Source organism: Rhizobium sp. CRRU65 (genome assembly GCF_048551595.1).
In the GTDB taxonomy this organism is placed as follows: Bacteria; Pseudomonadota; Alphaproteobacteria; order Rhizobiales; family Rhizobiaceae; genus Rhizobium; species Rhizobium leguminosarum_J.
In genome coordinates this window covers 103,838-129,486 of the sequence record NZ_JBLYZH010000010.1, presented here as the reverse complement: position 1 = coordinate 129,486, position 25,649 = coordinate 103,838, and the positions used below count along the sequence as shown (strand labels likewise).

At 61.7% G+C, this 25,649-nt stretch carries 15 protein-coding genes and 2 pseudogenes; 4 read left to right on the top strand and 13 right to left on the bottom strand.

Annotation, left to right across the window (positions count from 1 at the left end):
• Positions 1-10: 10 nt before the first annotated feature.
• The 12 genes from ACM5SV_RS20810 to ACM5SV_RS20755 form a co-directional block, all read right to left on the bottom strand.
• A complete protein-coding gene (locus tag ACM5SV_RS20810; RefSeq protein WP_017995190.1) occupies positions 11-1,642 on the bottom strand; it encodes an alpha-D-glucose phosphate-specific phosphoglucomutase in 1,632 nt (543 codons plus the stop codon).
• 6 nt (positions 1,643-1,648) lie between these two features.
• Positions 1,649-3,091: a glycogen synthase GlgA gene (gene glgA / locus ACM5SV_RS20805; RefSeq protein WP_012758983.1), complete on the bottom strand. Its 1,443-nt coding sequence runs from the start codon at positions 3,089-3,091 to the stop codon at positions 1,649-1,651.
• Between the two features lie 3 nt (positions 3,092-3,094).
• Complete coding sequence (gene glgC, locus ACM5SV_RS20800) at positions 3,095-4,357, bottom strand: glucose-1-phosphate adenylyltransferase (protein ID WP_012758982.1); 1,263 nt, start codon at positions 4,355-4,357, stop codon at positions 3,095-3,097.
• Between the two features lie 19 nt (positions 4,358-4,376).
• The gene (glgB, locus tag ACM5SV_RS20795) at positions 4,377-6,584 is read right to left on the bottom strand and encodes a 1,4-alpha-glucan branching protein GlgB (protein ID WP_017995187.1); all 2,208 of its coding nucleotides are present in this window, start codon (positions 6,582-6,584) and stop codon (positions 4,377-4,379) included.
• Positions 6,581-9,043 carry a glycogen/starch/alpha-glucan phosphorylase gene (locus ACM5SV_RS20790; RefSeq protein WP_012758980.1) on the bottom strand — a complete coding sequence of 821 codons (2,463 nt, stop codon included), beginning with the start codon at positions 9,041-9,043 and terminating at the stop codon, positions 6,581-6,583. The genes glgB and ACM5SV_RS20790 overlap by 4 nt, the downstream gene beginning before the upstream one ends.
• Positions 9,044-9,323: 280 nt before the next feature.
• Positions 9,324-10,556: a TadE/TadG family type IV pilus assembly protein gene (locus ACM5SV_RS20785; RefSeq protein ID WP_222014767.1), complete on the bottom strand. Its 1,233-nt coding sequence runs from the start codon at positions 10,554-10,556 to the stop codon at positions 9,324-9,326.
• Positions 10,557-10,672: 116 nt separating this feature from the next.
• Positions 10,673-11,551, bottom strand: coding sequence for a transglutaminase family protein (locus tag ACM5SV_RS20780; RefSeq protein ID WP_012758978.1), 879 nt, complete (start codon positions 11,549-11,551; stop codon positions 10,673-10,675).
• Between the two features lie 5 nt (positions 11,552-11,556).
• Positions 11,557-13,974, bottom strand: a complete 2,418-nt coding sequence (locus ACM5SV_RS20775) for a circularly permuted type 2 ATP-grasp protein (protein ID WP_222014765.1) — start codon at positions 13,972-13,974, stop codon at positions 11,557-11,559.
• 38 nt (positions 13,975-14,012) lie between these two features.
• Positions 14,013-17,339, bottom strand: a complete 3,327-nt coding sequence (locus ACM5SV_RS20770) for a DUF2126 domain-containing protein (RefSeq protein ID WP_017995183.1) — start codon at positions 17,337-17,339, stop codon at positions 14,013-14,015.
• Positions 17,340-17,498: 159 nt separating this feature from the next.
• Positions 17,499-18,881, bottom strand: coding sequence for a sensor histidine kinase (locus ACM5SV_RS20765; protein ID WP_012758975.1), 1,383 nt, complete (start codon positions 18,879-18,881; stop codon positions 17,499-17,501).
• Positions 18,878-19,555: a response regulator transcription factor gene (locus ACM5SV_RS20760; protein ID WP_171605510.1), complete on the bottom strand. Its 678-nt coding sequence runs from the start codon at positions 19,553-19,555 to the stop codon at positions 18,878-18,880. The genes ACM5SV_RS20765 and ACM5SV_RS20760 overlap by 4 nt, the downstream gene beginning before the upstream one ends.
• 93 nt (positions 19,556-19,648) lie before the next feature.
• Positions 19,649-21,517 carry an adenylate/guanylate cyclase domain-containing protein gene (locus ACM5SV_RS20755; protein WP_033179665.1) on the bottom strand — a complete coding sequence of 623 codons (1,869 nt, stop codon included), beginning with the start codon at positions 21,515-21,517 and terminating at the stop codon, positions 19,649-19,651.
• 436 nt (positions 21,518-21,953) lie between these two features.
• Between ACM5SV_RS20755 and ACM5SV_RS20750 the strand changes: the two genes are divergently transcribed.
• Positions 21,954-22,823: an ornithine carbamoyltransferase gene (locus ACM5SV_RS20750; protein WP_012758972.1), complete on the top strand. Its 870-nt coding sequence runs from the start codon at positions 21,954-21,956 to the stop codon at positions 22,821-22,823.
• Positions 22,824-22,946: 123 nt separating this feature from the next.
• Here the strand turns inward: ACM5SV_RS20750 and ACM5SV_RS20745 are convergent.
• A pseudogene (locus tag ACM5SV_RS20745) lies at positions 22,947-23,340 on the bottom strand (transposase); the annotation flags it as partial.
• Positions 23,341-23,496: 156 nt separating this feature from the next.
• Here ACM5SV_RS20745 and ACM5SV_RS20740 point away from each other — a divergent pair.
• The 3 genes and pseudogenes from ACM5SV_RS20740 (at position 23,497) to ACM5SV_RS20730 (ending at position 25,480) form a co-directional block, all read left to right on the top strand.
• On the top strand, positions 23,497-23,982 hold the full coding sequence (locus ACM5SV_RS20740; RefSeq protein ID WP_020487030.1) for a hypothetical protein: 486 nt from the start codon (positions 23,497-23,499) through the stop codon (positions 23,980-23,982).
• 220 nt (positions 23,983-24,202) lie between these two features.
• Positions 24,203-24,370, top strand: a pseudogene (locus ACM5SV_RS20735) (ornithine carbamoyltransferase); the annotation flags it as partial.
• A 63-nt stretch (positions 24,371-24,433) separates the two neighbouring features.
• Positions 24,434-25,480, top strand: a complete 1,047-nt coding sequence (locus ACM5SV_RS20730) for an ABC transporter substrate-binding protein (RefSeq protein ID WP_222014763.1) — start codon at positions 24,434-24,436, stop codon at positions 25,478-25,480.
• Positions 25,481-25,649 lie beyond the last annotated feature (169 nt).

Sequence of the window (25,649 nt, the reverse complement as noted above, 5' to 3'; positions counted from 1 at the left end):
TCCCCCCGGATCAGGTGATCACGGTTGGCGCATCGCGTCCCGTGCGTTCACGAATGCTGGCTATGCTTTCGGCGGCGGCGATCAGATCGGCGAGCGCTTCTTGCGTTTCGATGTTGTGACGAGTCGAATCCGGCTCGTAGCGCTCGATATAGACGCGCAAGGTTGCGCCAGACGTGCCGGTGCCGGACAGGCGGAAGACGACGCGGGAGCCGCCTTCGAAGAGCACGCGGATGCCTTGATGCTCGCTCACCGATTTGTCGATCGGATCGTGATAGGCGAAGTCGTCGGCCTTCTCGACCTTCAGGTTGCCGAAGCTCTCGCCGGGCAGGGTGGGAAGCTGGCTGCGGAGATTATCCACCAGGCCGTTCGCCGCATCGGTGTCGAGACCTTCATAATCATGGCGCGAATAATAGTTGCGGCCGTAGGTCTGCCAATGCTGGGTGACGATATCGGCGACGCTCTCGCCGCGCACGGCAAGAATGTTCAGCCACAGCAGCACGGCCCAGAGGCCATCCTTTTCGCGGACGTGGCTGGAACCGGTGCCGGAGCTTTCCTCACCGCAGATCGTCGCCATGCCGGCGTCGAGCAGGTTGCCGAAGAACTTCCAGCCGGTCGGCGTTTCATACATGCCGATGCCGCGCTTTTCGGCGACGCGGTCGGCAGCACCCGATGTCGGCATCGAGCGGGCGATGCCGGCGAGGCCGCCGGAATAGCCGGGGGCGAGATTGGCGTTGGCGGCAAGGATCGCCAGGCTGTCGGACGGCGTGACGAAGATGCCGCGGCCGATAATGAGGTTGCGGTCGCCGTCGCCGTCGGAAGCGGCGCCGAAATCGGGCGCGTCATCGCCCATCATTTCGTCGAAGAGTTCCTTGCAGTGCACCGGGTTCGGGTCCGGATGATGGCCGCCGAAATCCGGCAGCGGCATGAAGTTGCGCACCGAACCCGAGGGAGCGCCGAGACGATTCTCGAAGATTTCCTTGGCATAGGGACCGGTGACGGCGCTCATCCCATCGAAGGCAATGCGGAAGCCGAGGCTGATCAGGTTGCGGATGGCGCCGAAATCGAACAGCTCTTCCATCAGCGCGGCATAATCCTCGACCGGATCGATGACCGAGAGGATCGTGCCGCCGGGAAGCTCGTCCTTGCCGATGCGGTCGAGATTGACGTCGGCGAAATCGGCGATCTTGTAGCTGTCGATCGTCTTGGAGCGCGCATAGATCGCGTCGGTGATCTTTTCCGGCGCCGGGCCGCCATTGTTGATGTTGTACTTGATGCCGAAGTCTTCGGTCGGGCCGCCGGGATTGTGGCTGGCGGAGAGGATGATGCCGCCGAAAGCCTTGTATTTGCGAATGATGTGGGAAGCGGCCGGCGTCGACAGGATACCGCCCTTGCCGACCATGACCTTGCCGAAGCCATTGGCCGCGGCCATCTTGACCGCCTTCTGGATGACCTCGCGATTGTAGTAGCGTCCGTCGCCGCCGATGACGAGGCACTTGCCCTGATAGCCTTCCAGCGAATCGAAGATCGACTGGATGAAGTTCTCCGCATAGTTCGGCTGCTGGAAGACCGGAACCTTCTTGCGCAGGCCCGACGTGCCGGGTTTCTGGTCCAGATAGGGCGTGGTGGAGACGGACTTGATCATTTTAGGTCACATGCCTTTCGAGACGAGGCTTGAATAGAGGGCAGCGTAGCGTTCGGCGCTCTTCTCCCAGGAGACATCCGATTTCATGCCCTGCTTTTGCAATTGGGTCCAGAGTTTTCGGTCCTGATAAAAATGCATCGCACGGCGGATTGCCTGTAGCATGCCTGTTTCTGTCACGGGGGCAAATTGTATGCCGGTTGCGACTTTCGCTGCAAGTGCGGCGTGATTGGCGTCGATCACGGTGTCATTCAACCCGCCGGTGCGGGCGACGATCGGCACGCAGCCGTAACGCAGGCCGTAAAGCTGGGTCAGGCCGCAGGGTTCGAAGCGCGAGGGGATGACGATCGCATCGCAGCCGGCCTGCATCAGGTGCGACATCGGCTCGTTGTAGCCGATCGAAACGCCGATGCGGCCGGGATGGCGGCTGGCGGAGGCGAGCAGAGCGCCTTCAAGGGCGGCTTCGCCGGAGCCGAGCACGACGAGCTTGCCGCCCATGGCGACGATCTCATCGGCGATGTTGGCGACGACATCCATGCCCTTCTGCCAGGTGAGACGGCTGATGACGCAGAAGATCGGGGCGTCGTCATTGTCGAGGTGGAAGAATTCGGCGATCGAGCGACGGTTCTCCTCGCGGTTCTTCAGCGTCGTCGAGCCGTAGTGGGTGTGGACGACAGGATCGGTCGCCGGGTTCCAGATATCGGTGTCGATGCCGTTGACGATGCCGTGCAGATCGTCGATGCGGCTGGCGATGACGCCCTCGAGCCCCATGCCGAATTCCGACGTCAGAATCTCATCGGCATAGGTCGGGCTGACTGTCGTGATCGCATGGGCGGTCTTAAGGCCGCCCTTGAGAAAGCCGATAGTGCCGTAATATTCGATGCTTTCGGTGGCGAAGGCATGGGCAGGCAGGCGCAGGCCGGCAAAGATCTCGGAACCGAACTGGCCCTGGAAGGCGATGTTGTGGATGGTCAGAACGCTCGGCAGTTCCGGCGTCGGATAATAACGCATATAGACCGACGTCAGCGCCGCCTGCCAGTCGTGAGTGTGGACGAGATCCGGCTTCCAGCCGGGCAGCAGACCGGCGGCGATCTCGGAGGCGGCGAGCGACAGGGCGGCAAAACGACGCCAGTTGTCGGGATAGTCCTTGCCGAGCGGATCGAGATAGGGTCCGCCCGGCCTGTCGTAATAGGCCGGGGCATCGAGGATGAGCAGATCGAGGCCCTCGTGCTGGACCTCGAGTACGGTCGCCCGTTCACCGAGCAGGTCGGGGAATTCGAGCCTGACGACCGCGTCGCGAATGACCTTCATGACGGCGGGATAGCCGGGTAGAAGGGTCTTGGTCTCGACCCCGAAGGCTTTCAGAGCAATCGGCAGGGCGCCGGACACATCGGCCAGACCCCCTGTCTTGATCAAAGGGAAGACTTCGGACGAAACCGAAAGAACTTTCATAAGTCAGATATCCAGCTTGTCGATCATCGGTTGCGTGATCAGGCAGATGCCGCTTTCCGTCCGCCGGAAGCGCTTGGCATCGAGCTCGGGATCCTCGCCGACGACCAGACCTTCCGGAATGACGACACCATGGTCGATCACCACATTCTTGAGCTGCGCGCGCCGTCCGACCTTCACGTTCGGCAGGACGACCGCTCCTTCCAACTTGGAGAAGGAGTTGGCCCTGACGCCCGTGAAGAGCAGGCTGTTGTTGAGCATGGCGCCTGAAATGATGCAATCGCCTGACACAACTGAGGAGGTGGCCGAGCCGCGGCGATCCTCGTCGTCATGGACGAATTTCGCCGGCGGGGTAATCTCGGCATAGGTCCAGATCGGCCAGGACTTGTCGTAGATATCGAGCTCCGGAACGATCGCTGTCAGGTCGATATTGGCCTGCCAATAGGCGTCGATCGTGCCGACGTCGCGCCAGTAGGGCTCGTGCTCGAAATCCGAACGGACGCAGGACTTGGCGAAGCGGTGGGCGACCGCCTTACCGTTCTTGACGATATAGGGGATGATGTCCTTGCCGAAGTCGCGGCTCGAGGTCGGATCGGCGGCGTCGCGGCGCAGCGCATCGAGCAGGAACTTGGTGTGGAAGACGTAGATGCCCATCGAGGCGAGGGCGAAATCCGGCTTGTCGGGAATGGGCGGCGGATCGGCCGGTTTCTCGACGAAGGCGATGATTTCGTCCTTCTCGTTGACATGCATGACGCCGAAGCCGACCGCTTCCATGCGCGGCACTTCCAAGCAGCCGATGGTGACGTCGGCGCCGGAATCGACGTGCTGCTGCAGCATCCATTCATAGTCCATCTTATAGACGTGGTCGCCGGCAAGAATGACCATGTATTCGACGCCGTAATCCTGGATGATGTCGATGTTCTGATAGACGGCATCGGCCGTGCCTTCATACCATTGCGTCTCGGAGACGCGCTGGCTGGCCGGCAGGATATCGAAGCTTTCGTTGCGCTCGGGGCGGAAGAAGTTCCAGCCGCGTTGCATGTGGCGGATCAGCGAATGCGCCTTGTATTGCGTGGCAACGCCGATACGGCGAATGCCGGAATTCAGGGCATTCGACAGGGCGAAATCGATGATGCGGGCCTTGCCGCCGAAATAGACGGCCGGCTTGGCACGCCGGTCGGTGAGTTCCTTGAGACGGCTTCCTCTACCGCCCGCCAGAACATAAGCCATTGCATCGCGGGCAAGTGGCTGAACGCGCTTTTCTACCATTTTCTCCTCCCACCAGTCACTAATTTTCAGGTTCAAGCATGATTGTCGCCAAGGGCGGCAAGGTAATCGAGCAGGTGATGTTGCCGCCGGCATCGACGGCCTGCACGCGCCCGCCATTGCCCTTGCCGCTGCCGCCGTAGATGTCGGCATCGGTGTTCAGGATTTCCCGCCAGCGACCTGCGGACGGCAGGCGGATCGAGTAATTCTCGCGATAGACAGGGGTGAAATTGGTGATGACGGCGACCGGCTTCTGGCCCGGCGCCTTGCGCAGCCAGGCAAAGACGGAATTCTGGTGGTCGTCGGCGACCAGCCATTCGAAACCTTCGCCCTCGCAGTCACGCTCATGCAGCGCCGGCTTGCTGCGATAGGTGAAATTGAGGTCACGCACCAGGCGCCGGATGCCCTCGTGCATGCGATACTGAAGCAGGTTCCAGTCGAGTGCCTTCTCTTCGCTCCACTCGCTCCACTGGGCGAACTCCTGGCCCATGAACAGCAGCTTCTTGCCGGGATAGCCCCACATATAGGCGTAGTAGGCACGCAGATTGGCGAATTTCTGCCAGTCGTCGCCCGGCATCTTGGCGATCAGCGAGCCTTTTCCATGGACAACCTCGTCATGCGAGAGCGGCAGGACGAAATTTTCCGAATAGGCGTAGAGCAGGCCGAAGGTGAGTTCGTTGTGATGGTGGCCGCGATAAATAGGATCGCGGCTCATGTAGCTCAGCGTGTCGTGCATGAAGCCCATGTTCCACTTGAAGCCAAAACCGAGGCCGCCTTCATGCACGGGCTGCGAGACTTTCGGCCAGGAGGTCGATTCCTCGGCGATGGTCATGACGTTGGAATTTTTGCCATAGATGCGGATGTTGAGATCCTGCAGAAAACGGACCGCTTCGAGGTTCTCGTTGCCGCCATATTCGTTCGGGATCCACTCGCCGTGCTTGCGCGAATAATCGAGGTAGAGCATCGAAGCGACGGCATCGACACGCAGACCGTCGAGGTGGAATTTTTCGGCCCAGTAGAGCGCGTTGTTAACGAGATAGGAAACGACCTCGGTGCGGCCGAAATTGTAGATCGCCGTGCTCCAGTCCGGGTGGAAGCCCTTGCGCGGATCTTCGTGCTCGTAGAGCGCCGTGCCGTCGAACCAGCCGAGACCGTGTTCGTCGGTCGGAAAATGCGCCGGCACCCAGTCGAGGATGACGCCGATGCCGACCTTGTGGCAGCCGTTGACGAAACGGGCAAAACCCTCCGGCTCGCCGAAACGAGCGGTCGGCGCATAGAGGCCGGTCGTCTGGTAACCCCAAGAGGGGTCGTAGGGATACTCGGTGATCGGCAGGAATTCGATATGGGTGAAGCCCATGTCGGCGCAATAGGGGATGAGGCTGGAGGCGAGCTCGTCCCAGGACAGCATCGTGCCGTCCTGCCGGCGTTGCCAGGAGGCGGCATGCACCTCGTAGATCGAGATCGGCTGGCGGCGCTTGTCGGTCTCGCGCCAGTGCTTCAGATGGGCCTCGTCTTCCCACTCCTGCTCCAGCTCGGCGGCGGTGATCGAGGCGGTCTTCGGTCGGAGCTCGCTGCGCCGCGCAAAGGGATCTGCCTTTAGCGGCAGCAATACGCCGTCCTGGCCGCGGATCTCGAACTTGTAGGCAACGCCGATCGGTACGTCAGGGGCAAAGATTTCCCAGATGCCGCTGTCGGCACGGAAGCGCATCACGTGGCGGCGGCCGTCCCAATTGTTGAAATCACCGACGACGGAGACGCGCTGTGCGTTCGGCGCCCAGACGGCAAAATGGATGCCCTGGGCGCCGTCGTGCTTGATGAGGTGGGCGCCCATCTTGTCGAACAGGCGCAGATGCGAACCCTGGCGGGCGAAATAATCGTCCATCGGTCCGAGCACCGGACCGAAGCTGTAGGGATCGGTGACTGCCCATTCGGCATCGCCGCGCCGGGCGCGGTAACGCACCGGCTGGAGCTTTGTGAGGGAAACCGGGCCGGCAAAGACGCCGTCGGCATGGAGCTGCTTCAGTTCGCCGATGACGCCGCCGTCGAGCGTCATGGCGGTCACCTCCTCGGCGCCCTGGATGAAGCACCGGGCGACGAAGGCGTCGCCGGCCTGGTGCACACCGAGGACGGCAAAGGGATTGGAATGCGAGCCGGCAAGGATTGCCGTGATTTCATCTGCCGAAATTTCCCAGGAAAGCTTTACTTCAGGGATGGTCTTCGGCGTTTTCATCCGGCTCTCCAGATTTCGTCTGCATATTGCCTGATGGTACGGTCGGAAGAGAACCAGCCCATCCGCGCCGTATTGTTGATCGTCTTGGTGTACCAGGCGGACTGGTTGGTCCAGATCTGGTCGACCTCGCGCTGGGCCTGGGCGTAGGCGTCGAAATCGGCTGCGACCATGAACCAATCGTGCGAATAGATGCCATCGATCAGCGATGTATAGCGATTGCGGTCATCGGGCGAGAAGACGCCGGAGCCGATGGCGGCAAGCGCCTGGGCGAGTTCGCGCGATCCCTCGATGATGGCGCGCGGATTGTGGCCATCGCTGCGGACTTTCGACACCTCGTCGGCCTTGAGACCGAAGATGACGATGTTGTCCTCGCCAACATTGTCGCGCATCTCGACATTGGCGCCATCGAGCGTGCCGATCGTCAGCGCGCCATTGAGGCCGAATTTCATGTTGCCGGTGCCGGATGCTTCCATGCCGGCGGTCGAGATCTGCTCCGAGAGGTCGGCGGCCGGAACCATGACTTCGGCAAGCGAGACATTGTAGTTCGGGACGAAGACGATCTTCAGCAGGCCGCGCACCGACGGGTCGTTGTTGATCGTGCGGGAGACGTCGTTGATCAGCTTGATGATGAGCTTGGCATTGTAATAACTCGGCGCCGCCTTGCCGGCGAAGAGTTTCACGCGCGGCACCCAGTCGAGCTCGGGATGCGAGCGGATCTGGTCGTAGAGCGCGACGGCCTCGATGATATTAAGCAGCTGGCGCTTGTATTCATGGATGCGCTTGATCTGGATGTCGAACATCGCCGACGGATCGAGCTTCACGCCCATGCGGCTGGCGACGAGGTTGGAGAGTGCCACCTTGTTGGCGCGCTTTACCGCTGCAAACTTCTGCTGGAAAGCCGGATCGGAAGAATGCACGTCGAGCGCACGCAGCTTTTCGGCATCATCGAGGAATTCGTCGCCGATGGCCTCGCGGATCAGGCCGGTGAGACCGGGATTGCACTGCTGCAGCCAGCGGCGCGGCGTGATGCCGTTGGTCTTGTTGTTGATGCGGTTAGGATAGAGCTTGTGCAGGTCGGCGAAGACCGTGACCTTCATCAGGTCGGTGTGCAGGGCCGAAACGCCGTTGATCGAATGCGAGCCGACGAAAGCGAGGTTGCCCATGCGCACGCGGCGGTCGCCGCTTTCATCGATCAGCGAGATCGAGCGGATTTCCCCATCGGAGAAGTTCTTGCCCTTGCGGGCGTCGATCAGGATCTTGGCATTGATCGCATAGATGATCTGCATGTGGCGCGGCAGCAGACGCTCGAACAGTGGCACCGCCCAGCTTTCCAACGCTTCGGGCAGAAGCGTGTGGTTGGTGTAGGAGAAGGTTTGGCGGGTAATTTCCCAGGCCTGGTCGAAATCCATCCCGTGTACGTCACAGAGTAGACGCACGAGTTCGGCGACCGAGACGGCGGGGTGAGTGTCGTTCAGCTGGATCGCCACCTTGTCCGGCAGCGAGGTGAAATCGTCGTATTGCTGCAGATGGCGACGCAGGATGTCCTGCAGCGAGGCCGACGAGAAGAAGAATTCCTGGCGCAGCCGCAGTTCCTGGCCAGCCGGGGTGGCGTCGGCAGGATAGAGAACCCGGGTCAGGCTTTCGGCCTTGTTGCTTTCGCGCAGAGCGCCGATGTGGTCGCCGGCGTTGAAGGCATCGAGCAGGATCGGATCGATCGGTTGCGCCGACCAGAGGCGCAGCGTGTTGACGCGCTTGCCGCGCCAGCCGACGGCCGGCGTGTCGAAGGCGGCGGCGATGACGCGCTCGGCCGGTTTCCAGACGTAGCGCGGCTGGTCGTCATGGGTGGTGATGAATTCGACGGCGCCGCCGAAGCCGATTTCATAGGCGCTTTCGCGGCGTTCGAATTCCCAAGGATTGCCGTGGGCGAGCCAGTTTTCCGGCAGTTCCACCTGCCAGCCGTCGGCCAACTGCTGGCGGAAGAGGCCGTGGACATAGCGGATGCCGTAGCCGTAGGCCGGGACGTCGACCGTTGCCATGCTCTCCATGAAACAGGCAGCCAGACGGCCGAGGCCGCCGTTGCCGAGTGCGGCGTCCGGCTCCAGGCCGGCGATGACGTTGACGTCGACGCCGAGCGAGGCGAGTGCATCGCGCACCTCCTCCATCAGGCCGAGGTTCGAAACGGCGTCGCGCATCAGCCGGCCGATCAGGAATTCGAGAGAAAGATAATAGACGCGCTTGGCGCCGGTCGCATAAACCTCGCGGGTGGAAGCCATCCACCTGTCGATGATGCGGTCGCGCACCACCAGGATCGTCGCGGTCAGCCAGTCATGCGGCTTTGCCACCTTGGCATCCTTGCCGATGCGGTAGGTCAGACGTTCGATAATTTCTTCAGCGAGAATTTCCGGCCTTGAACTGCGAGGGGCGGGGGAGGGGATGATCGGCTTGGAAACAGTGTTCATCGTCAGGTCTCGCCAATTTTAATTTTGTTTCAGGATGTTATGCCTGATTCAATCAATTTGTCGCTTGCGCAGCCGACAGTTTATGCATCGTTACTAAGCACTTGCAACAAAGGATTTGGACAAACGAAAAATTTGCGAAACCTTCATGTTCACGCGGGTCGAGGGGTTGATTTCAATCACTTTTCCCGATCTGATGGGCCGAAAGAGGATAACGAAAAGCCGCGCCGGTTTGTTCCGGCGCGGCTTTTTCGCTGGGACCGCTCGTCAGTTCGTCAGTTCGTCAGTTCGTCAGACGCGTCAGCTGTGCGGAGGCCTTCGCTCCGATCGCCTTGAAGGCGGCGAGGAGATCTTCCATCTTTTCAGCCTGGAAATAATGGGTGTCATCGGAGGCGCAATAATGCAGCAATGCCTGCCCGCCCGAAGGTGCCATGAAGGCGATTGTGTAGATTTCAATGCCCTTGGACTTGGCGGTGTCACATGTCGACTTGGTCAACGTGTCGTATGATCGGCCACCGCGGCTATCGTCGTTGTTGTCGCCGTCGGTCATGAAGACGATGTACTTCTTCGGCACTTGCCCGGTTTTTTGCTTATGAATGGCATCCTCGGCGTCGTTTCCCGCAGCGTTTTTGGCGGTCAGAGACGTGTAGGCCGTGCTCACTGCACCGCTTGAATTCGTCCCGCCGCCAGACTGCAGGGCGTTGACATAGCTCGAGACAGCCGCAGTTCCCCAGGCGAGACTGCTGGGCGTGTACTCGTTAATATCGTAGGACACTGCGCCGGTGCGCGCATATTCCGCATTGGGATCGGCGCTGGTGATCTGGCCGAAGAGATTGCCGGCGGCGATCTTCAGCGCCTCTATCTTGGTATAGTAGTTCGCGCGGCTTCCGGTGCAGGTGTCGTAAACCCACTTGCCCTTCTTATTATAATGGCCGTTGCAGTCATAGGTGAACGATTCGGTTGGATCATCCACGTTGACGGTTGCGGTAGGATCTCCCATCGACCCTGATTTATCGAGGGCGAGATACATCGAGATGGAGCCCTGGGTTTGCGAATGGCCGCCGACCGTCGTGCTTGATGTCGAAAGATGCTGCGTGGTGAAGCCAACCGCCTGCATCAGCGGGTTGACGGCAAGGTCGTAACTGGGTGAAACCGTCACCTCGTAAGACGTCGACTTGCCTGATGTCTTTGTCTGGATACCGACGCTCGTCGCGTTCTTGATATCGGCACCGCTCTGCAGGTAATTCGCCATTTGTCCGGCGACGAAATCCCGGGCGAAGGCTTCGGCCTGCGAGGTTTGGATCGTGCCGTTCGCCAGCGCGGTCGCGGTTGCCAGCGCGGCCGAATCGGCGGCCTCCTGCAACTGCTGCTTCGAGAGCAATAGATCGCCCACCTGGATCGCCATGCCGGCAGCCCCTGAAAGGACGGGTATCATGATCGCCGTCATTATACCGAAATTACCGCCACGGTCGCCAAGCATGCGACGCAGGCAGGGATGCAAAAAGGAGGTGCTCATCATGTTCACCCGTATAGGAGGCCCTGTGCGGTGATATTAGGCACGCTCCTCCTTTCCGCTGTCCTTACGGCGTCAATACAATTTTAACGAATCGTCGGATTTTTCCAGTTTTGGGATTATTTCAGCGGGATCACGTCGACCGCCTGGACGGCGCGTTGGCCGCCATAACTTTTCAATACGCCGATGACGGGAACGACGTCGGAATAGTCCCGGCCATAGGCGACCACGATGTGGTCTGTGCCGGCGGGGATGTCGTTGGTCGGGTCGAGCTCGATCCAGCCGTTCGTCTCGCCGCACCAGATCCTGACCCAGGCATGCATGGCGTCCGCCCCTTCCAGCCGTTCCTTGCCGGGCGGCGGGATGGTGCGCAGGAAGCCGGAGACGTAGCCGGCCGGAATGCCGAGGCTTCTAAGCGCCAGGATCATGATGTGGGTGAAATCCTGGCAGACGCCGCGCTTCAATCTGAACGCCTCGAGCGGCGTCGTGTCCACCGTTGTCGCGTCAGGATCGTAGGTGAAATCCTTGTTGATCCGGCTACAGAGCGCATGGGCGATCTGCATCGCCGTCAGATCAGGCACGGCCCAGCTTTGCGCATAGTCGGCGATCTCGCGGGCTTGGGTCAGGCGCGGGCTGTCGCCAAGGAAATGGTGCGGCGAATCCGGCGCCAGCGACCAGATTCCGGCGACCTCCTCCGGCAGGTCGGCAAGCAGCGGCGAGAAATCGGCGGCGATCGGCTGGCTTTCCACCTGCACGCGGGCCTGCATGCGAATGTCGAGCGTCTCGTGCGGCGCGCGCAGCATGAAGGAGGTGGTGGGATGATGGAAGAAATCGACGAAATGCGACTGCTCGTCCGGCGTCGGCGAGATGGTGATCGAGCCGGCGACCAGGCGCTGTCGATTGGTCAGCGACAGCGGCATCAGGCGCATGACGTGGCGAGCGCCGGAGGCCGGCACGTCGTAGATGTACCCCATGCGGAGGGAGAGATCGTAGAGCATCGCTGTCACCCGAGATAGGTTTGGGCGAGCAGATCGGAAAGCTGCTCCAATTCGCGTTCTAGCCGTTGATAGACCTCGGCCCCCATGCCCTCCGGCGTCATCACCGCCAGGCCGGAATGGAGCCGCATCGCTTCGCGGTAGAAGGGCGACATCTGGCCGTTGATCAGGGCATTCGGCAACTGCTCGACTTCATGGTGGATCTCGTTCACCTGGAAAAGGACCGAGCGGGGATTGAGAGGGTCGAGCGCCAGCAGGTCGGTGACGGTCAGCCGCGCCGTGTTGACGTTGTAGCGGCGGCGATGGGTCATGACGCTGTCGCCGATTTCGAGCAGCATGTCGAGCGCGCCGTCGGGCGCTTCCGGGCCGGACATGTGGCCGAGCAGGCGCGTCATGTGCAGGCCGCGCTCGATATAGCGGCCGAGCGAGAGGAAGCGCCAGCCGGTGAAGCGGTACATGTTCTCGTGCACGAGACCGGCGAAGCCCGCGAGCTTGCGCAGAAGGATCGTCATCGCATGGCTGGCGTCGTCGCCGGCAGCGACGGTGACGTGAAAGCGGCGGGCGGTTTTGGCGAGATCGTTGAGTGCCAGCCAGCCGTCCGGGGAGAAACGGTCGCGGATGTTGCTCGCCGAATAAACGGCGCTGTCGATGTTGCGCAAGAGCGTTTCCGGCACGGGTTCGGCGGTATCGATATCGACGGCCGTGAGATACTCGGAGACATCGGCGAGCAGCGGCTGGCTCGGATCGGCAGCTTCGGCGTAACGCGCATGCCAGGCGCGCAGGATGCGCAGCGCCCCTTCGGCACGTTCGATGTAACGGCCGAGCCAGAACAAATTGTCGGCTGCCCGGCTTGGCAGGCTGCCCGGCATGTTGCGGGTAAAGCTGCCCTCGGCCGGCAGCAGCGTGTGGCGCTCGACCGGCTTGTCGCTGACGATCCAGACGTCGGCGGCCGCTCCGCCCGACTGCATGGCGATCGCCGCGACATCGGCGCCGGAGCCGATACGGGCAAAGCCGCCGGGCATGATCTGCCAGCCGTTTGCCGTGCGGGCGGCAAAGACGCGCAGCGACATCGGCCGCGGCACGAGCTTGCCGTCCACCCAGGCGGGCGTCGTCGACAGCGTGACGACCTCCTGGCCGACCAGTTTCGGGCCGTCCGAACTCAGCCAGTCGGTGATGGAATCCTTGGCGGTCGCACGCAGCGACGAGCCGAGCACGGACTCGCCGTTGTCGTCGAAGAAGGGTGCTCGGGAATAGGCCGGGCCGATCACCATCTTCTCGATGTTCTTTGCGACGTGCTCGCGCTCTTCCTTCTGGCCACACCACCAGGTAGCGATCGAGGGCAAATGCAGATCTTCCCCCAGCAGACGGTGGCAGATGGTCGGCATGAAGGCCAGAAGCGCCCGGGTTTCGAGAACGCCGGTGCCGAGCGCATTGACGATGGTGAGGCTTTCGGCGCGTAGCGCTTCCACCAGGCCGGGCGTGCCGATATGCGAATTCTGGTTCAGCTCCAGCGGGTCGGCAAAGGCCGAATCGAGACGGCGCCAGAGCACCCCGATCGGCTTCAGGCCGGCAACGGTGCGCACCATGACGCGGCCCTTCACGACAGTGAGGTCCTCGCCTTCGAGCAGCATGAGACCGAGATAGCGGGCGATGTAGGCGTGCTCGTAATAGGTCTCGTTGGCCGGGCCGGGCGTCAGCACGGCGATGCGGTCGTCGCCCGAATGTTTCATACCCTGTAGTGCGTCGCGGAACGCGCCGAAGAAGGAGGCGAGGCGGTGGACCGGGGTTTCGGCGTAGATATCCGAGAAGGCCCGGGTCGTCGCGACGCGGCTTTCCAGCGCGAAACCGGCGCCAGACGGTGCCTGCGTCCTGTCGGCCAGCACCCACCAGTTGCCGTCAGGTCCGCGGCCGATCTCGAAGGCGCAGAAATGCAGATAATGGCCGGAGCCCGGCCGGATACCGGCGAGCGGGCGCTGGAATTCGGGATTGGCGGCCATCAGCGCCGGCGGCAGGACCCCTTCCTCCACCAGCCGGTTGTCGCCGTAAATATCGGCAACGATCGCCTCCAGCAGGTCGGCGCGCTGGACGAGCCCCGCCGACAGCGTCTTCCATTCGCGCTCGTCGATCAGCACCGGGATATGCGAAATCGGCCAGGCGCGTTCGCCGGTGCCCTTGCTGCCATAGGCGCGATAGAAGACGCCGGCATCGCGCAGGTAGCGGTCGGCGCGGGCAAAACGCTCGGCGAGATCCTTTTCCGGCATTGCGCTCAGATGCGAGAGGAAATTCTGCCAGACGGGGCGGACTGCGCCTTTGTTGTCGACCATCTCGTCAGCGGTGCCAGGAAGCGGCGCATAGCCGAAGGCCGCACCCTTGGCGATGCGGACCTCTGCCTCTTCCCTGCGCTCCGCTGCCGGCCTCTTACCCATCAAAACTGAACCCCAACCCCCGGCCCTAACCCTCGGCCTTAAATTCCGGCGGGCCGCCTCAGATCCAGCGTCAGCGGGAATTCAAGCGAACCCGTCTCGGCGTGCGGGATATAACCGCCCGCCGTATGTCCCCACGGCTCGAAGCGGGCGAGCCGCCTTGCTTCCGCTTCGTTGCCGTTGACCGGGAAGGTGTCATAGGTCCGGCCGCCCGGATGGGCAACATGATAGATGCAGCCGCCGATCGAACGCTTCGACCATGTATCATAAATGTCAAACGTCAAAGGCGTGTTGATCGGCAGGACAGGATGCAGACCGGAGGATGGCTGCCACGCCTTGTAACGGACGCCGGCGACCGACACGCCCGCGGTGCCGGTCGGCGTCAGCGGCAGGGTGCGGCCATTGCAGGTGACGGTATAACGCGCAGTGTTGCTGGTTTCGAGCCGCACCTGAAGGCGTTCGACGGAGCTGTCGACGTAGCGGACGGTGCCGCCCGGCGCGCCTTCCTCGCCCATGACATGCCATGGCTCCAGCGCCTGGCGCAATTCCAGCTTCGAGCCCTCATATTCGACTTCGCCGCAGAAGGGGAAGCGGAATTCGAGCTGGGCCTTGAACCATTCCGGGCTGACGTCGAAGCCGTTTTGGCGAAGGTCGGCAAGCACATCGAGGAAATCGGTCCAGACGAAATGCGGCAGCATGAAGCGGTCGTGCAGGGTCGTGCCCCAGCGGACGAAGTTGCCGTCGACCGGATTGACCCAGAAACGGGCGATCAGCGCACGCACCAGCAATTGCTGGGCAAGCGACATGCGCGCATTTGGCGGCATCTCGAAGCCGCGGAATTCGATGAGGCCGAGCCGTCCGGTCGGGCCGTCGGGCGAGAACAGCTTGTCGATGCAGATCTCGGCACGGTGGGTATTGCCGGTGACGTCGGTCAAAAGGTTGCGGAACAGGCGGTCGACGAGCCAGGGCAGCGGTTGCTGGCCGCTGCCGGGGGCAGCGATCTGCGCCATGGCGATCTCTAGCTCATAGAGGCTGTCGTGACGAGCCTCGTCGATGCGCGGCGCCTGGCTGGTCGGGCCGATGAACATGCCGGAGAAGAGGTAAGAGAGTGAGGGATGGCGCTGCCAGTGGAGGACGACGCTCTTCAAGAGATCGGGACGGCGCAGGAAGGGGCTGTTGTTCGGATTGGCCGCGCCTACGACGACATGGTTGCCGCCGCCGGTGCCGGTGTGGCGACCGTCGATCATGAACTTGTCGGCGCCGAGCCGGGTGGCGCGCGCTTCCTCGTAGATCGCGGTCGTAATGTCGACGCAGTCCTTCCAGTTCGAGGCCGGATGAATGTTGACCTCGATGACGCCGGGATCCGGGGCGACGCGGATGACGTTGATGCGCTCGTCCTGCGGCGGCGGATAACCTTCGATATGGACGGGAAGCTTGAGTTCGGCTGCGGCGTTTTCGGCTGCGGCGATCAGCTCGAGATAATCCTCGATGCGCTCGACCGGCGGCATGAAGATGCAGAGCCTGCCGTCGCGCGGCTCGACCGACATGGCGGTGCGCACGGCACCGCGGAGTTCGCCGAGCGTCTGTTCGACACGGCCGCGATTGCTCTCATCGGCATGGAAAGAGGCTTCCGGCATGGCGCGGCCGGCCGGTACAAAAACATCAGGCAGCGGTTCGCGCGGGATCGTCGGATCGGCGGGGTGGATATAGGGGTAACGCGCCGGGGCAACATAGGGCAACGTGCCGAGCGGCAGGCGGTAACCGATCGGACTGTCGCCCGGGACGAGGAAGATCTTGCCGCGGCGGGTGCGCCATTTCTCGCTGACCCAGACTCGGCTTTCCGCTGCCTTGGCGTTCCATGCCTGGACCGGAAGAATGTAGCCGGTCGCGACGGTCAGGCCGCGGGCGAAGACGCGGGCGATGCGGTTGCGTTCCTCAGGATCCTTCAGCTTCGAATTCGCCGGATCGACATTTTCGGGAAGGTTGCCTTCCTTGATGATCCAGTCGGCCGGATCTTCATAGGCCGGCTGCACCATGTCAGGCTTGATCGCCAGCTCCTTGGCGATCGCCGTCAGGAGCTTTTCGGCATCCTCGGCGGTAACGCCGGTATCCTTGCCTTCGGCGGCGACCAGATCGAGGTTCTGCCAGACCGGCTTGCCGTCGCGGCGCCAGTAGAGCGAGAAGGTCCAGCGCGGCAGGCTTTCGCCCGGATACCATTTGCCCTGGCCGTAATGCAGGAAACCACCGGGGGCGAAGCGTTCTTGCAGCTTGCGGATCAGGACGTCGGCCTTTTCGCGCTTGGTCGGGCCGACGGCGGCGGTGTTCCACTCCTCGGACTGGAAATCGTCGATCGAAACGAAGGTCGGTTCGCCGCCCATCGTCAGATGCACGTCCTCGGCTTCGAGGACACGATCGACCTTCTCGCCGAGTTCGTTGAGTTCGTCCCAGCTCTCATCGGAGAAGGGCTTGGTGATGCGCGGGTGCTCGGCGACGCGCGATACCTTCATGTCGAAGGCGAATTCGGTTTCGGCCTCGCCGAAATAACCGCCGGAAATCGGAGCGGCATTTCGGAAATGCGGTGTGGCGGCAAGCGGGATGTGGCTTTCCCCGGTCAGCAGGCCGGAGGTCGGATCGAGACCGACCCAGCCGGCACCAGGCAGATAGACCTCAGCCCAGGCATGCAGGTCGGTGAAATCGACTTCGGTGCCGGAGGGGCCGTCAAGCGCCTTCAGGTCCGGCGTCAGCTGGATGAGGTAGCCGGAGACGAAGCGGGCGGCGAGGCCGAGATGGCGAAGGATCTGGACGAGCAGCCAGCTGGTGTCGCGGCAGGAACCCTTGGCGCTTTCCAGCGTCTCCTCCGGCGTCTGCACGCCGGTTTCCATGCGGATGACATAGCCGATCTGCCGCTGCAGGCGGGCATTCAGGCCGACGACCATGTCCACCGTCGGCTGGTCGGGCGACCAGTCGAGCGTCGGCAGCAGCGCCTTGAGGCGCGGACCGGCCGGCTCCGGCGTCATGTAGATCGACAGATCCTCCTGGATCGTTTCGGGGTATCCGAACGGCCACTTGGTTGCCTCTTCCTCGACGAAGAAGTCGAACGGATTGTAGACCGTCATGTCGGCGACGAGATCGACCTCGATCTTGAACTCGGTCACCGGATCCGGAAAGACGTAGCGGGCAAGGTAGTTGCCGTAGGGGTCCTGCTGCAGATTGACGAAATGGTTGGAAGGCGTGACCTTCAGCGAGTGGCTGAGCACCCGTGTCTTCGAATGCGAGGCAGGTTTCAGTCTGATGATCTGTGGGCCGAGGCGAACCGGCTTGTCATAGATGTAATGCGTCAGATGATAGATGCTGGCTTTGATCGACATATTTCTCTTTTTATCCGGCTCGCATCGTCGTGCGGCTTGCTGTTCCCGAGATCAGTGTGTGCAATGCAGCGAAAGAAAGCAAGGCGGAAAGGTCTACAGCGCCGCGTGTCGTTTTAGACGCGCAAAGGACGCAGTCGCATTTTGAATTGCCAAAGGCTTTTACGCTGCCTTGGCAAAGGTAACCGCCGCCTTCAGGCCCTTACCGCCTGTGCCCGGCTCCAGCGTCAGCGCGGCATTGAAAAGATTGGCGATTTCTTCGACGATCGGCAGGCCGAGGCCAGCACCGGGCGCACCGGACTCATTGCCGCGCGAAAAACGCCGGCGCACTGCTTCCAGCTTCTCGCGCGGAATACCGGGGCCATTGTCCTCGACTTCGAGGCGGACCGTCTCTGACGCGGCGATGATGCGGACGGTGACCTCAGCTCCCTTACCGGCATAGGCGATGGCATTGCCGGCAAGATTGCGCAGCATTTCGCCGATCAGCAGCGGCTCGGCGCGGACCATCGCCGGGCTCTCGCCCTCGAAGCCGAGATCGATGCCGGCAACAGCGGCCGTCGGGATCTGTTCGCCGGTGATCTCCTGGGCAATGGCGGCGAGATCGATGGCGGAGGCGGTGAGCGCCTCCTTGGCGGTGGCGGCGTCAATCTTGGCCATCAGGAGAAGCTGGGCGATGATGCGTTCGGCATGTGCCACCGCCTGGTCGCCCTTCAGTGCCGCCGCTTGGGCCTCGTCGAGCGAGCCGGCACGGGCGGAAAGGGCGAGCTGAGTGCGGATGATCGCCAGCGGGGTGCGCAGCTGATGGCTGGCATTGCCGGTGAAATGGCGGAGCGCATCGAGCGCCGATTGCAGGCGGACCATGAAGGAGTTCACCGTATCGACGAGCGGTTCGACCTCGCTCGGCACGGTCTGCTCAATCGGATGCAGGTCATCGGGGCTGCGTTCGCCGATGGCGTCGCCGAGCTTGTAGAGCGGGCGCAGAGCCACCGTGACCGAGATCCAGACGATGACGGCAGCGCCCGCGATCATGAAGGCGAGACGGAGTGCGGAGCGGACGAGGATCGCCTGCGCCAGCTGCCGGCGAGCGATGGTGGTTTCGGCGACCGTCACCACGAAGGGCACAGAGCGGATGCCTGTCGAGGCGGAGCGTTCGAGTGTGGCGATGCGGATCGGCTCGCCGCGGAAGCTATCGTCGGCGAAGGCGGCGGCATCGCCCGGCGTCTTCTTGAGGACCGGCAGGGACTGGTAGCCGGTGATGAATTGGCCCGGCGGGCCGTCGACGCGGTAGAAGACGCGATCCTGCGCGGCCGAGGTCAGCATCTCCAGTGCGACATAGGGGATATCGACCTGCAGCGTGCCGTCCTCGGCGACGACGACGCGCTCGGCGATCGCCAGCGCGGAACCGGCGAGCACGCGGTCGGAGACGATATTGGAGGTCTGGACCGCCTCGCGATAGGTATCGGCAAGTGCCAGCGTACCGATGACGGCTGTCGAGACGAGCAGCCAGAAGAGCAGCCGGCGCCGGAGGGAATAGGCGGCTTTCATGAGGCCTCGGGCAGCTTGTCGAGATAATAGCCGATGCCGCGCGCGGTCTTGACGGTCAGGCCGTGCGGCGACAGGCGCTTACGCAGGCGGCTGACATATTGCTCGATGGCGTTTGCGGAAATGTCGTCGTCGAAGGCGGTCAGCGATTGAATGATCGCTTCCTTGGCGACGACCTTGCCGGCCCGCATGAAGAGGATTTCGAGCAGACCGAGCTCGCGAGCAGGAATATCGAGCGGAGTGGCGCCTGCTGAAAAGGTGCGGGAATTGAGATCGAAGGAGATGCCGCCGAAGCCGACCGTCGCCGAGCGCAGCCCGGCCTGGCGGCGCAGCAGCACGCGCACCCGGGCCTCGAATTCGGCAATGTCGAAGGGCTTGATCAGATAATCGTCGGCGCCGAGATCGAGCCCCTTCACCCGCTCTTCCGGCGTGCCGCGCGCGGTCAGGATGAGAACGGCGGCCTGATTCTGCCGGGCGCGCATGGCGCGCAGCACGTCGAGACCGTCCATCTCCGGCAGGTTGAGGTCGAGGATCACCAGATCGAAATTTTCCGCGGCGATGACCGCATTGGCAGACGCACCATCATGCACGACATCAACGGCATGGCCCGTGCCGCGCAAGATCGCCGACAGGCCGTCGGCCAGCGCGATATTGTCTTCGGTGAGCAGGATGCGCACAGATGTCCCCCTGTTTTCATAGGAGATTACAGAGGTGCTGTAGCGATGTCACAGCGATTTTGAAGATTGGGTGAACGCCGGGAAAGACCGGCGTTAGCTTCCGGTCCTTTCGATCCGTTCGCGCTGCATCATTGCGGCGGTGAGCAACTTCCGGAAGCGGGGATCGTCGCGGATGTTGTCGAGATCGGAATCATTGTCGAACCATTTGATATGGTAGACGGAGCTGTTCGGCAGCAGCTTCTCCAGCAGATCGATCGCCTGGTCGACGTCGCCGAGAACGGAATAGACGCAGGCGAGATTATACTGGGCGACGATGTCGTCGGGATCGATGGCGATCGCACGCGCCGCCCAGTCGCGTGCCCTTGTCGCATCGCCCATATGGGCAAGCGCCAGCGCGCCGCGATGGGCGGGGCCGGAATTTTCCGGATTGAGGTTCAGGGCGCGTTCGGCGCGCAGCAGGCCGAGGCGCGCCCAGTTTTCCGTGTCCAACACCCGGCCGAGCGAGCGGTAGGCCGACATCAGGTGGATCGGCGAGACGTAGTCGTCCGGACGGATTGCGGCGGCGCGGGTGAAATATTGCACCGATTCGGCAAAGTTGCCGTGCATGAAGAAGAACCGGGCATAATGGAAATTCGCCTCGAAGAGGTTCGGGTCGAGCGCCAGGGCACGTTCGAAGGCCGCCGCCGCCCTATCGTCATAGCCGCTCTGATGCAAAGCGAGACCATGAGAGGCGTGGGCTTCGGGAAGGTCGGGATCAAGCGCCAGGGCACGGGCGCTCATCTCGAGGATGCGCCTCAGCGGCACGTCGTCAGGTGCCCAGTCGCGGATCGCCGCGTCGCAATCGGCGATGCCGGCATAGGCGCGGGCATAATCCGGATCGAGCTCGACCGCCTTGCAGAACATGCGCCTTGCGAGCTGGAGATAGGATTTGGTCCAGGTGTGGGAGAGCTGGCGGCCCCTGAGATAGTAGGTATAGGCCTCGACATTGGCGGTCGGCTCAGTCGCGATCGCCTTCTTCTCTTCCGGTAGCAGGCGCACCTTCAACTGGCCGACGATCGCATGGGTGATCTCGTCCTGGATGGCAAAGATGTCAGTCATATCGCGGTCGTAACGCTCGGCCCAGAGATGGTCGCCATTGGCGGTATCGATCAGCTGACCGGAAATGCGCACGCGATTGCCGACGATGCGTACACTTCCCTCGAGCACGTAGCGCACGCCAAGCTCCTGGGCGAGCCGCTTCACCTTCACCGATATGCCCTTATAGGTGAAGATGGTATTGCGCGGCACGACGTGCAGGCTGGAGATCTTGGAAAGATCGGTGATGATATCTTCGGTAATGCCGTCGGAGAAATAATCCTGATCGGCATCGCCGCTCATATTGGTGAAGGGCAGCACCGCGATGAAGCAGGTATTGCGATTCTGCGCGACCAATCTGGCGGAGGAAGGCGGCGCCAAGCTGACGGTATAGACCTGAACAGGCTGCCTGATGTTCTTCAGCATATGTTCGCCGATGAATTCGAAGCCAAGATTGAGGCGCGAGCCGACTTGGTCACGCACCGAGGCCGACACGGCGATGCCGCCCGGCGCTGCGATACGCTCAAGCCTGGCGGCGAGATTGACCCCATCTCCGAATATGTCGCCGTTCTCGACCACGACGTCGCCGAGATTGATGCCGATGCGGAATTCGACGCGCTCGTCCTTGGGCACGTTCTCGTTACGGGCGGCCATGCTGCGCTGGATCTCGGCGGCACAGGCCACCGCATTCACCACGCTCTGGAATTCGGCAAGGATGCCATCGCCGGTGAGTTTAACGATCCGGCCCTTGTAGTCTGAAATACGAATGTCGACCAGCTCGCAGCGATGGCGGTTCAGCGCCTGCAACGTGCCGGATTCATCGATGCCCATCAGCCGGCTGTAGCCGACGACGTCTGCAGCGAGAATAGCGCTCAGTCGTCGTTCCATGACCCCTCCCATGGATCTTCCCAGTTTAGTCTAACTTTTTATAGAGTTTTTGTCGCATAGAGTCGTCCCCCGAAATAAGAAATTCGGGCGGTCTCGACGTTTTAACGCGGCAGCGCGACCATATAACGTCGTCGATCTTCATCAATACTCTAAATGGGTGAAGGATGGAGCCAGTCACTAATCCTTTGTGATGAAAAGGCAATTTGCTTCGGAGAAAAACCCAGTGTTCTGCCTTGGCCGATACTTCCCGTGTCGGCATCATAAAACCGATCGCCGAACGATTTAAGGCTTGAGCCGGACCCAGGGGCATGGCTTGGAAGACGAATCGCCAGGGTATCCAACGCGGTATGCAATGTGATTCGCGGTTGCTTCGGCGATTGTCGTGAGGCCAGCGAAAGGTATTGTGGTGACGTGTCATGGCTGACGGAGATTTTGGATGACGGATTTGGCCCGGAATTTTCTGGAGTTTCACGACATTCCGGAGGCCGGGCTGCGGTCGATCATCGGTCGCGCCGGTGAGCTTGCCAAAGCCTGGGATGAGCGCACGATGCCGCAGAGCCTTGCGGGCAAACGCGTCGCGCTGATTGTCGATGACGGCGGCTGGCGCAATACGACCGCCTTCGATCTCGGCATCCAGGCGATGGGCGGTATTTGCGTGCATGTGCCGATCGGCTTCAATGCCAGGGAGGAAACCGGCGATCTCTCGGGTTATCTCGGCAACTGGTTCGACATGCTGGTGATCCGCACGAAGGAGTTTGCGACATTGAAGGCGGTGGCGGCAGCCTCGCCGGTCCCTGTCATCAACGCGCGCACACGCTCCAACCATCCCTGCGAGACGCTCGGCGACCTTGCCTATATCAACAGCCGGCGCGGCTTGATCGATGGGTTGAAGGTCGTTGGCGTGGCGGCGGACGCAAATATCCTCCGCTCCTGGGCCGAAGCGTCGATCGCATTGCCGATCGAGGTGGTGCAGGTCTATCCCGAACACTGGCACATCAGCGACGCCGCGTTGCTCAATGGACGCTTCCGCGTGAGCACCGATATGGGCGAGCTATCGAATGCCGACGTCGTCACCACCGATTCATGGCCGGGCGATGCCGCCTCGGACGCGCTCGCCGGCTACCGGATCGGGGCCGATGTGCTCGATCGTTTGCGGGAGGATGCGATCTTTCTGCCGTGCCCGCCGGTTCGGCGCGGCCAGGAGGTGACGGCGGAGGCGATGGCGCATCCGCTCTGCCAAAGCCGCGTCGCCAAGGCCTTTCTGTTGCATGCGCAAAATGCGCTGATGGAGTGGGTCGCGACCTAGAGCGATTCAGCTTTTAACGGAAGCGCAGAACCGCTCTATCCTTTTGTCTTTACGCAATTCCCGGCAAAAGCGCTTCGCGCTTTGCCTGGGAAAACCGCTACACACTTTTCCTGCCTCGCTGAGCGATGGCGTTGGATATGATTTTGCCATCTTGGCTCTTGCGTGCTGTGTTGAGAACATCCATCGGATGCGATGGCCCTTTCGGTGCGGCGTCGCAGCCAGGTCCGGACCTCGGTTTCAAGGCTGTCGCGACTGGCGATGCGGCGGTCAAGACATTGGCGGCACAGGACGCCGATCTCGATCTCGACCATATTGAGCCAATTGGCGTGCTTGGGCGTGTAGTGGAACTCCAGACGTCGCAAAATCCGGCGCTCCTCGGCGGCTGGGAAGGTCTGATAGACGGCGGAGGTCGTGTGGGTTGATAGGTTATCCATCATGACACGAACCTTGTCGGCGCCGGGATAGTCGACGTCGACAAGGCGCGCATGCAGATGGCCAAGTCCTCATTGGCGCGGCGGCACCGCCGTCTTCTGGAGCCCATCGGCAACATTCCACCAGCCGAAGCTGAAGAACGATACTACGTCATGCTGGACGCGCCAGCCATGGCCGCATAACTTAAACCAAACGGTCTCCGGCAAACCCGGGCGGTTCCCCTTGAACGAGAGAACACACAATGCTTGGTTTCCTACGACGCAAAGCAGAGCCGGACCCATCACCCAAAATTCTGCGGGTTCCGTCGAAAAAGTTCAACGCCGCTGTGGGTGCTGCTATGGCGGCCATTCATGAGTTAGAGGAGATCACGACACGCGCAAAGTCTCGGATGAGCGATCAAAAGAGACCAATCGGGCAAGGAGACCTTGAGGAAGTCCTACGAATGCTGTCCGATGCAAAGCGGCGAATTGATAGTGAAATGGAAGATGAAATAGCAAAATCTGACGATCAAGGTGACACTGAATGGAACAAGGACGGATATGATCTACTTGTGGCTCCAACTTTTCGAATGGCCAACTCACCCCAGGAAATAATTGATCTTACGTTGAGAGCTTCAGACGGTGGCGCTAAGAGTGCCCGATTGGTGTATCAACTGGTAATTGCAGAGATGGATGTTGCTGTTGCGCGTTATTATGTGACGCTAAACACAGGCATCAAAACTGAATAGGAGCAAACCAGCTCAAATGTGGTTTGGATGCATAGGGGACACCTAGGTCGCGAAGTTGGGTCGCCTAGTAGTAAAGTGCTCCCCGACCCCAAATGCCACTCAGCCCGCCCGCGTTCGCCCAGAGAATGGCTTCCTCCGTCGGCCCAATCCCGCTCCTTGAGCTCCCGGATGGCGATGGACGCCTTGTCGGCCAATGCAGTGAGTTTGTCGATCAGGGTATCTGCTCGATCGTTTGTCGGAGGGTGCGATCTCCCTGCCGTGCCCGCCGGTTCGGCGCGGCGAGGAGGTAACGGCGGGGGCGATGGAACATCCGCTCTGCCGAAGCCGTATCGCCAAGGCTTTTCTGCTGCATGCGCAGAATGCGCTGATGGAGTGGGTCGCTGCCTAGTCCGGCGCCCTTGCTCCTCCCGGCGGGCTCAGGCATTGTTGCTGCATGAGGAGAGTTTTCATCTTGCTGCTGGCGTTCTGGCCGGGCTTCGCGCACGCCGACCAGACCTTTTATCCGGCAAAATCGGGCACCGCCGATGCGCCGGTGCTGACGGTTTATTCCTCGCTCGACGAGCCTCTGGCGCAGCCAATGATCCGGGGTTTCCTGGAGGCCAATCCCGATGTCGCGGTCAAATACGAGGACATGCTGACCGGCGATATTTACGACCGGATCGTCAGGGAGACGGATGCCGGCAAGAAGACGGCGGATTTCGCCTTTTCCTCGGCGATGGACCTGCAGGTAAAGCTTTCCAACGACGGATATGCCCAGGTCAGCAACCTGCCGATGAGCGGTGCATGGCCGAAATGGGCGAACTGGCGCAACACCGCCTATGCGCTCACCTTCGAGCCGGCGGTGTTCGTCTATCACAAGCCGAGCTTTGCGCATGAGCCGGTGCCGAGCTCGCGGGCTGAATTCGTCGATTATCTGAAACGCAAGGGCAACGACGTCTATGGGCGGATCGGCACCTACGATATCGAGCGCTCGGGCGTCGGCTTTCTTTTCATGGCGCGCGACCAGGAGCAGTTCGGCGACATCTGGTCGGTGATCGGGGCGATGGGGGCTGCCGGCGTCAAGCTTTATTCGACGAGTTCGGCGATCCTCGAACGCGTTGCCGACGGGCGCTTCGTGCTCGGCTACAATATTCTCGGCTCCTATGCGGCCGACTGGGCGTCGCGCTATCCCGATGTCGGCATCGTGCTGCCGAAGGATTATACCGTGGTGATGTCGCGGATCGGGCTGGTGCCGCAGGCCGCCGCCGATCCGGAACTCGGTCGGCGTTACCTTACCTTCTTCATGTCGAGGGAAGGGCAGACGATCCTGGCGCGCGAGCTGCAGATCCCGGCGGTCAGCCCCGAGGTGGCAGGCGAGAATACCGCCAATACGCTGCAGGAACTGCTCGGCGCCCAACTGCGGCCGGTGCCGGTCAGCCCCGGATTGATGGTCTATCTCGACCAGGTGAAGCGGGCGCGGCTGATCGCGCATTGGAACGAGGTTCTGCGGATGCAGTGAAGGCGCTTTCGGTGGGCTTTGCCCTCCTTATAGAGCTTTGGATCGCTCCGCCTGTAGCTCTCGCCAGATGAGGCTCGCGGCCATACTTCGCGGCGACTAGAAGTACTGGCCATGCGGCAGCGAAGAACCGGGATTTAGACCGGCAACTGCCAATTACGGCAAAAAAGTG

Coding starts and splice junctions, on each gene's coding strand:
- ACM5SV_RS20810 (WP_017995190.1), bottom strand. CDS start 1,642: ATGATCAAGTCCGTCTCCACCACGCCCTATCTGGACCAGAAACCCGGC.
- glgA (WP_012758983.1), bottom strand. CDS start 3,091: ATGAAAGTTCTTTCGGTTTCGTCCGAAGTCTTCCCTTTGATCAAGACA.
- glgC (WP_012758982.1), bottom strand. CDS start 4,357: ATGGTAGAAAAGCGCGTTCAGCCACTTGCCCGCGATGCAATGGCTTAT.
- glgB (WP_017995187.1), bottom strand. CDS start 6,584: ATGAAAACGCCGAAGACCATCCCTGAAGTAAAGCTTTCCTGGGAAATT.
- ACM5SV_RS20790 (WP_012758980.1), bottom strand. CDS start 9,043: ATGAACACTGTTTCCAAGCCGATCATCCCCTCCCCCGCCCCTCGCAGT.
- ACM5SV_RS20785 (WP_222014767.1), bottom strand. CDS start 10,556: ATGAGCACCTCCTTTTTGCATCCCTGCCTGCGTCGCATGCTTGGCGAC.
- ACM5SV_RS20780 (WP_012758978.1), bottom strand. CDS start 11,551: ATGCTCTACGATCTCTCCCTCCGCATGGGGTACATCTACGACGTGCCG.
- ACM5SV_RS20775 (WP_222014765.1), bottom strand. CDS start 13,974: ATGGGTAAGAGGCCGGCAGCGGAGCGCAGGGAAGAGGCAGAGGTCCGC.
- ACM5SV_RS20770 (WP_017995183.1), bottom strand. CDS start 17,339: ATGTCGATCAAAGCCAGCATCTATCATCTGACGCATTACATCTATGAC.
- ACM5SV_RS20765 (WP_012758975.1), bottom strand. CDS start 18,881: ATGAAAGCCGCCTATTCCCTCCGGCGCCGGCTGCTCTTCTGGCTGCTC.
- ACM5SV_RS20755 (WP_033179665.1), bottom strand. CDS start 21,517: ATGGAACGACGACTGAGCGCTATTCTCGCTGCAGACGTCGTCGGCTAC.
- ACM5SV_RS20750 (WP_012758972.1), top strand. CDS start 21,954: ATGACGGATTTGGCCCGGAATTTTCTGGAGTTTCACGACATTCCGGAG.
- ACM5SV_RS20740 (WP_020487030.1), top strand. CDS start 23,497: ATGCTTGGTTTCCTACGACGCAAAGCAGAGCCGGACCCATCACCCAAA.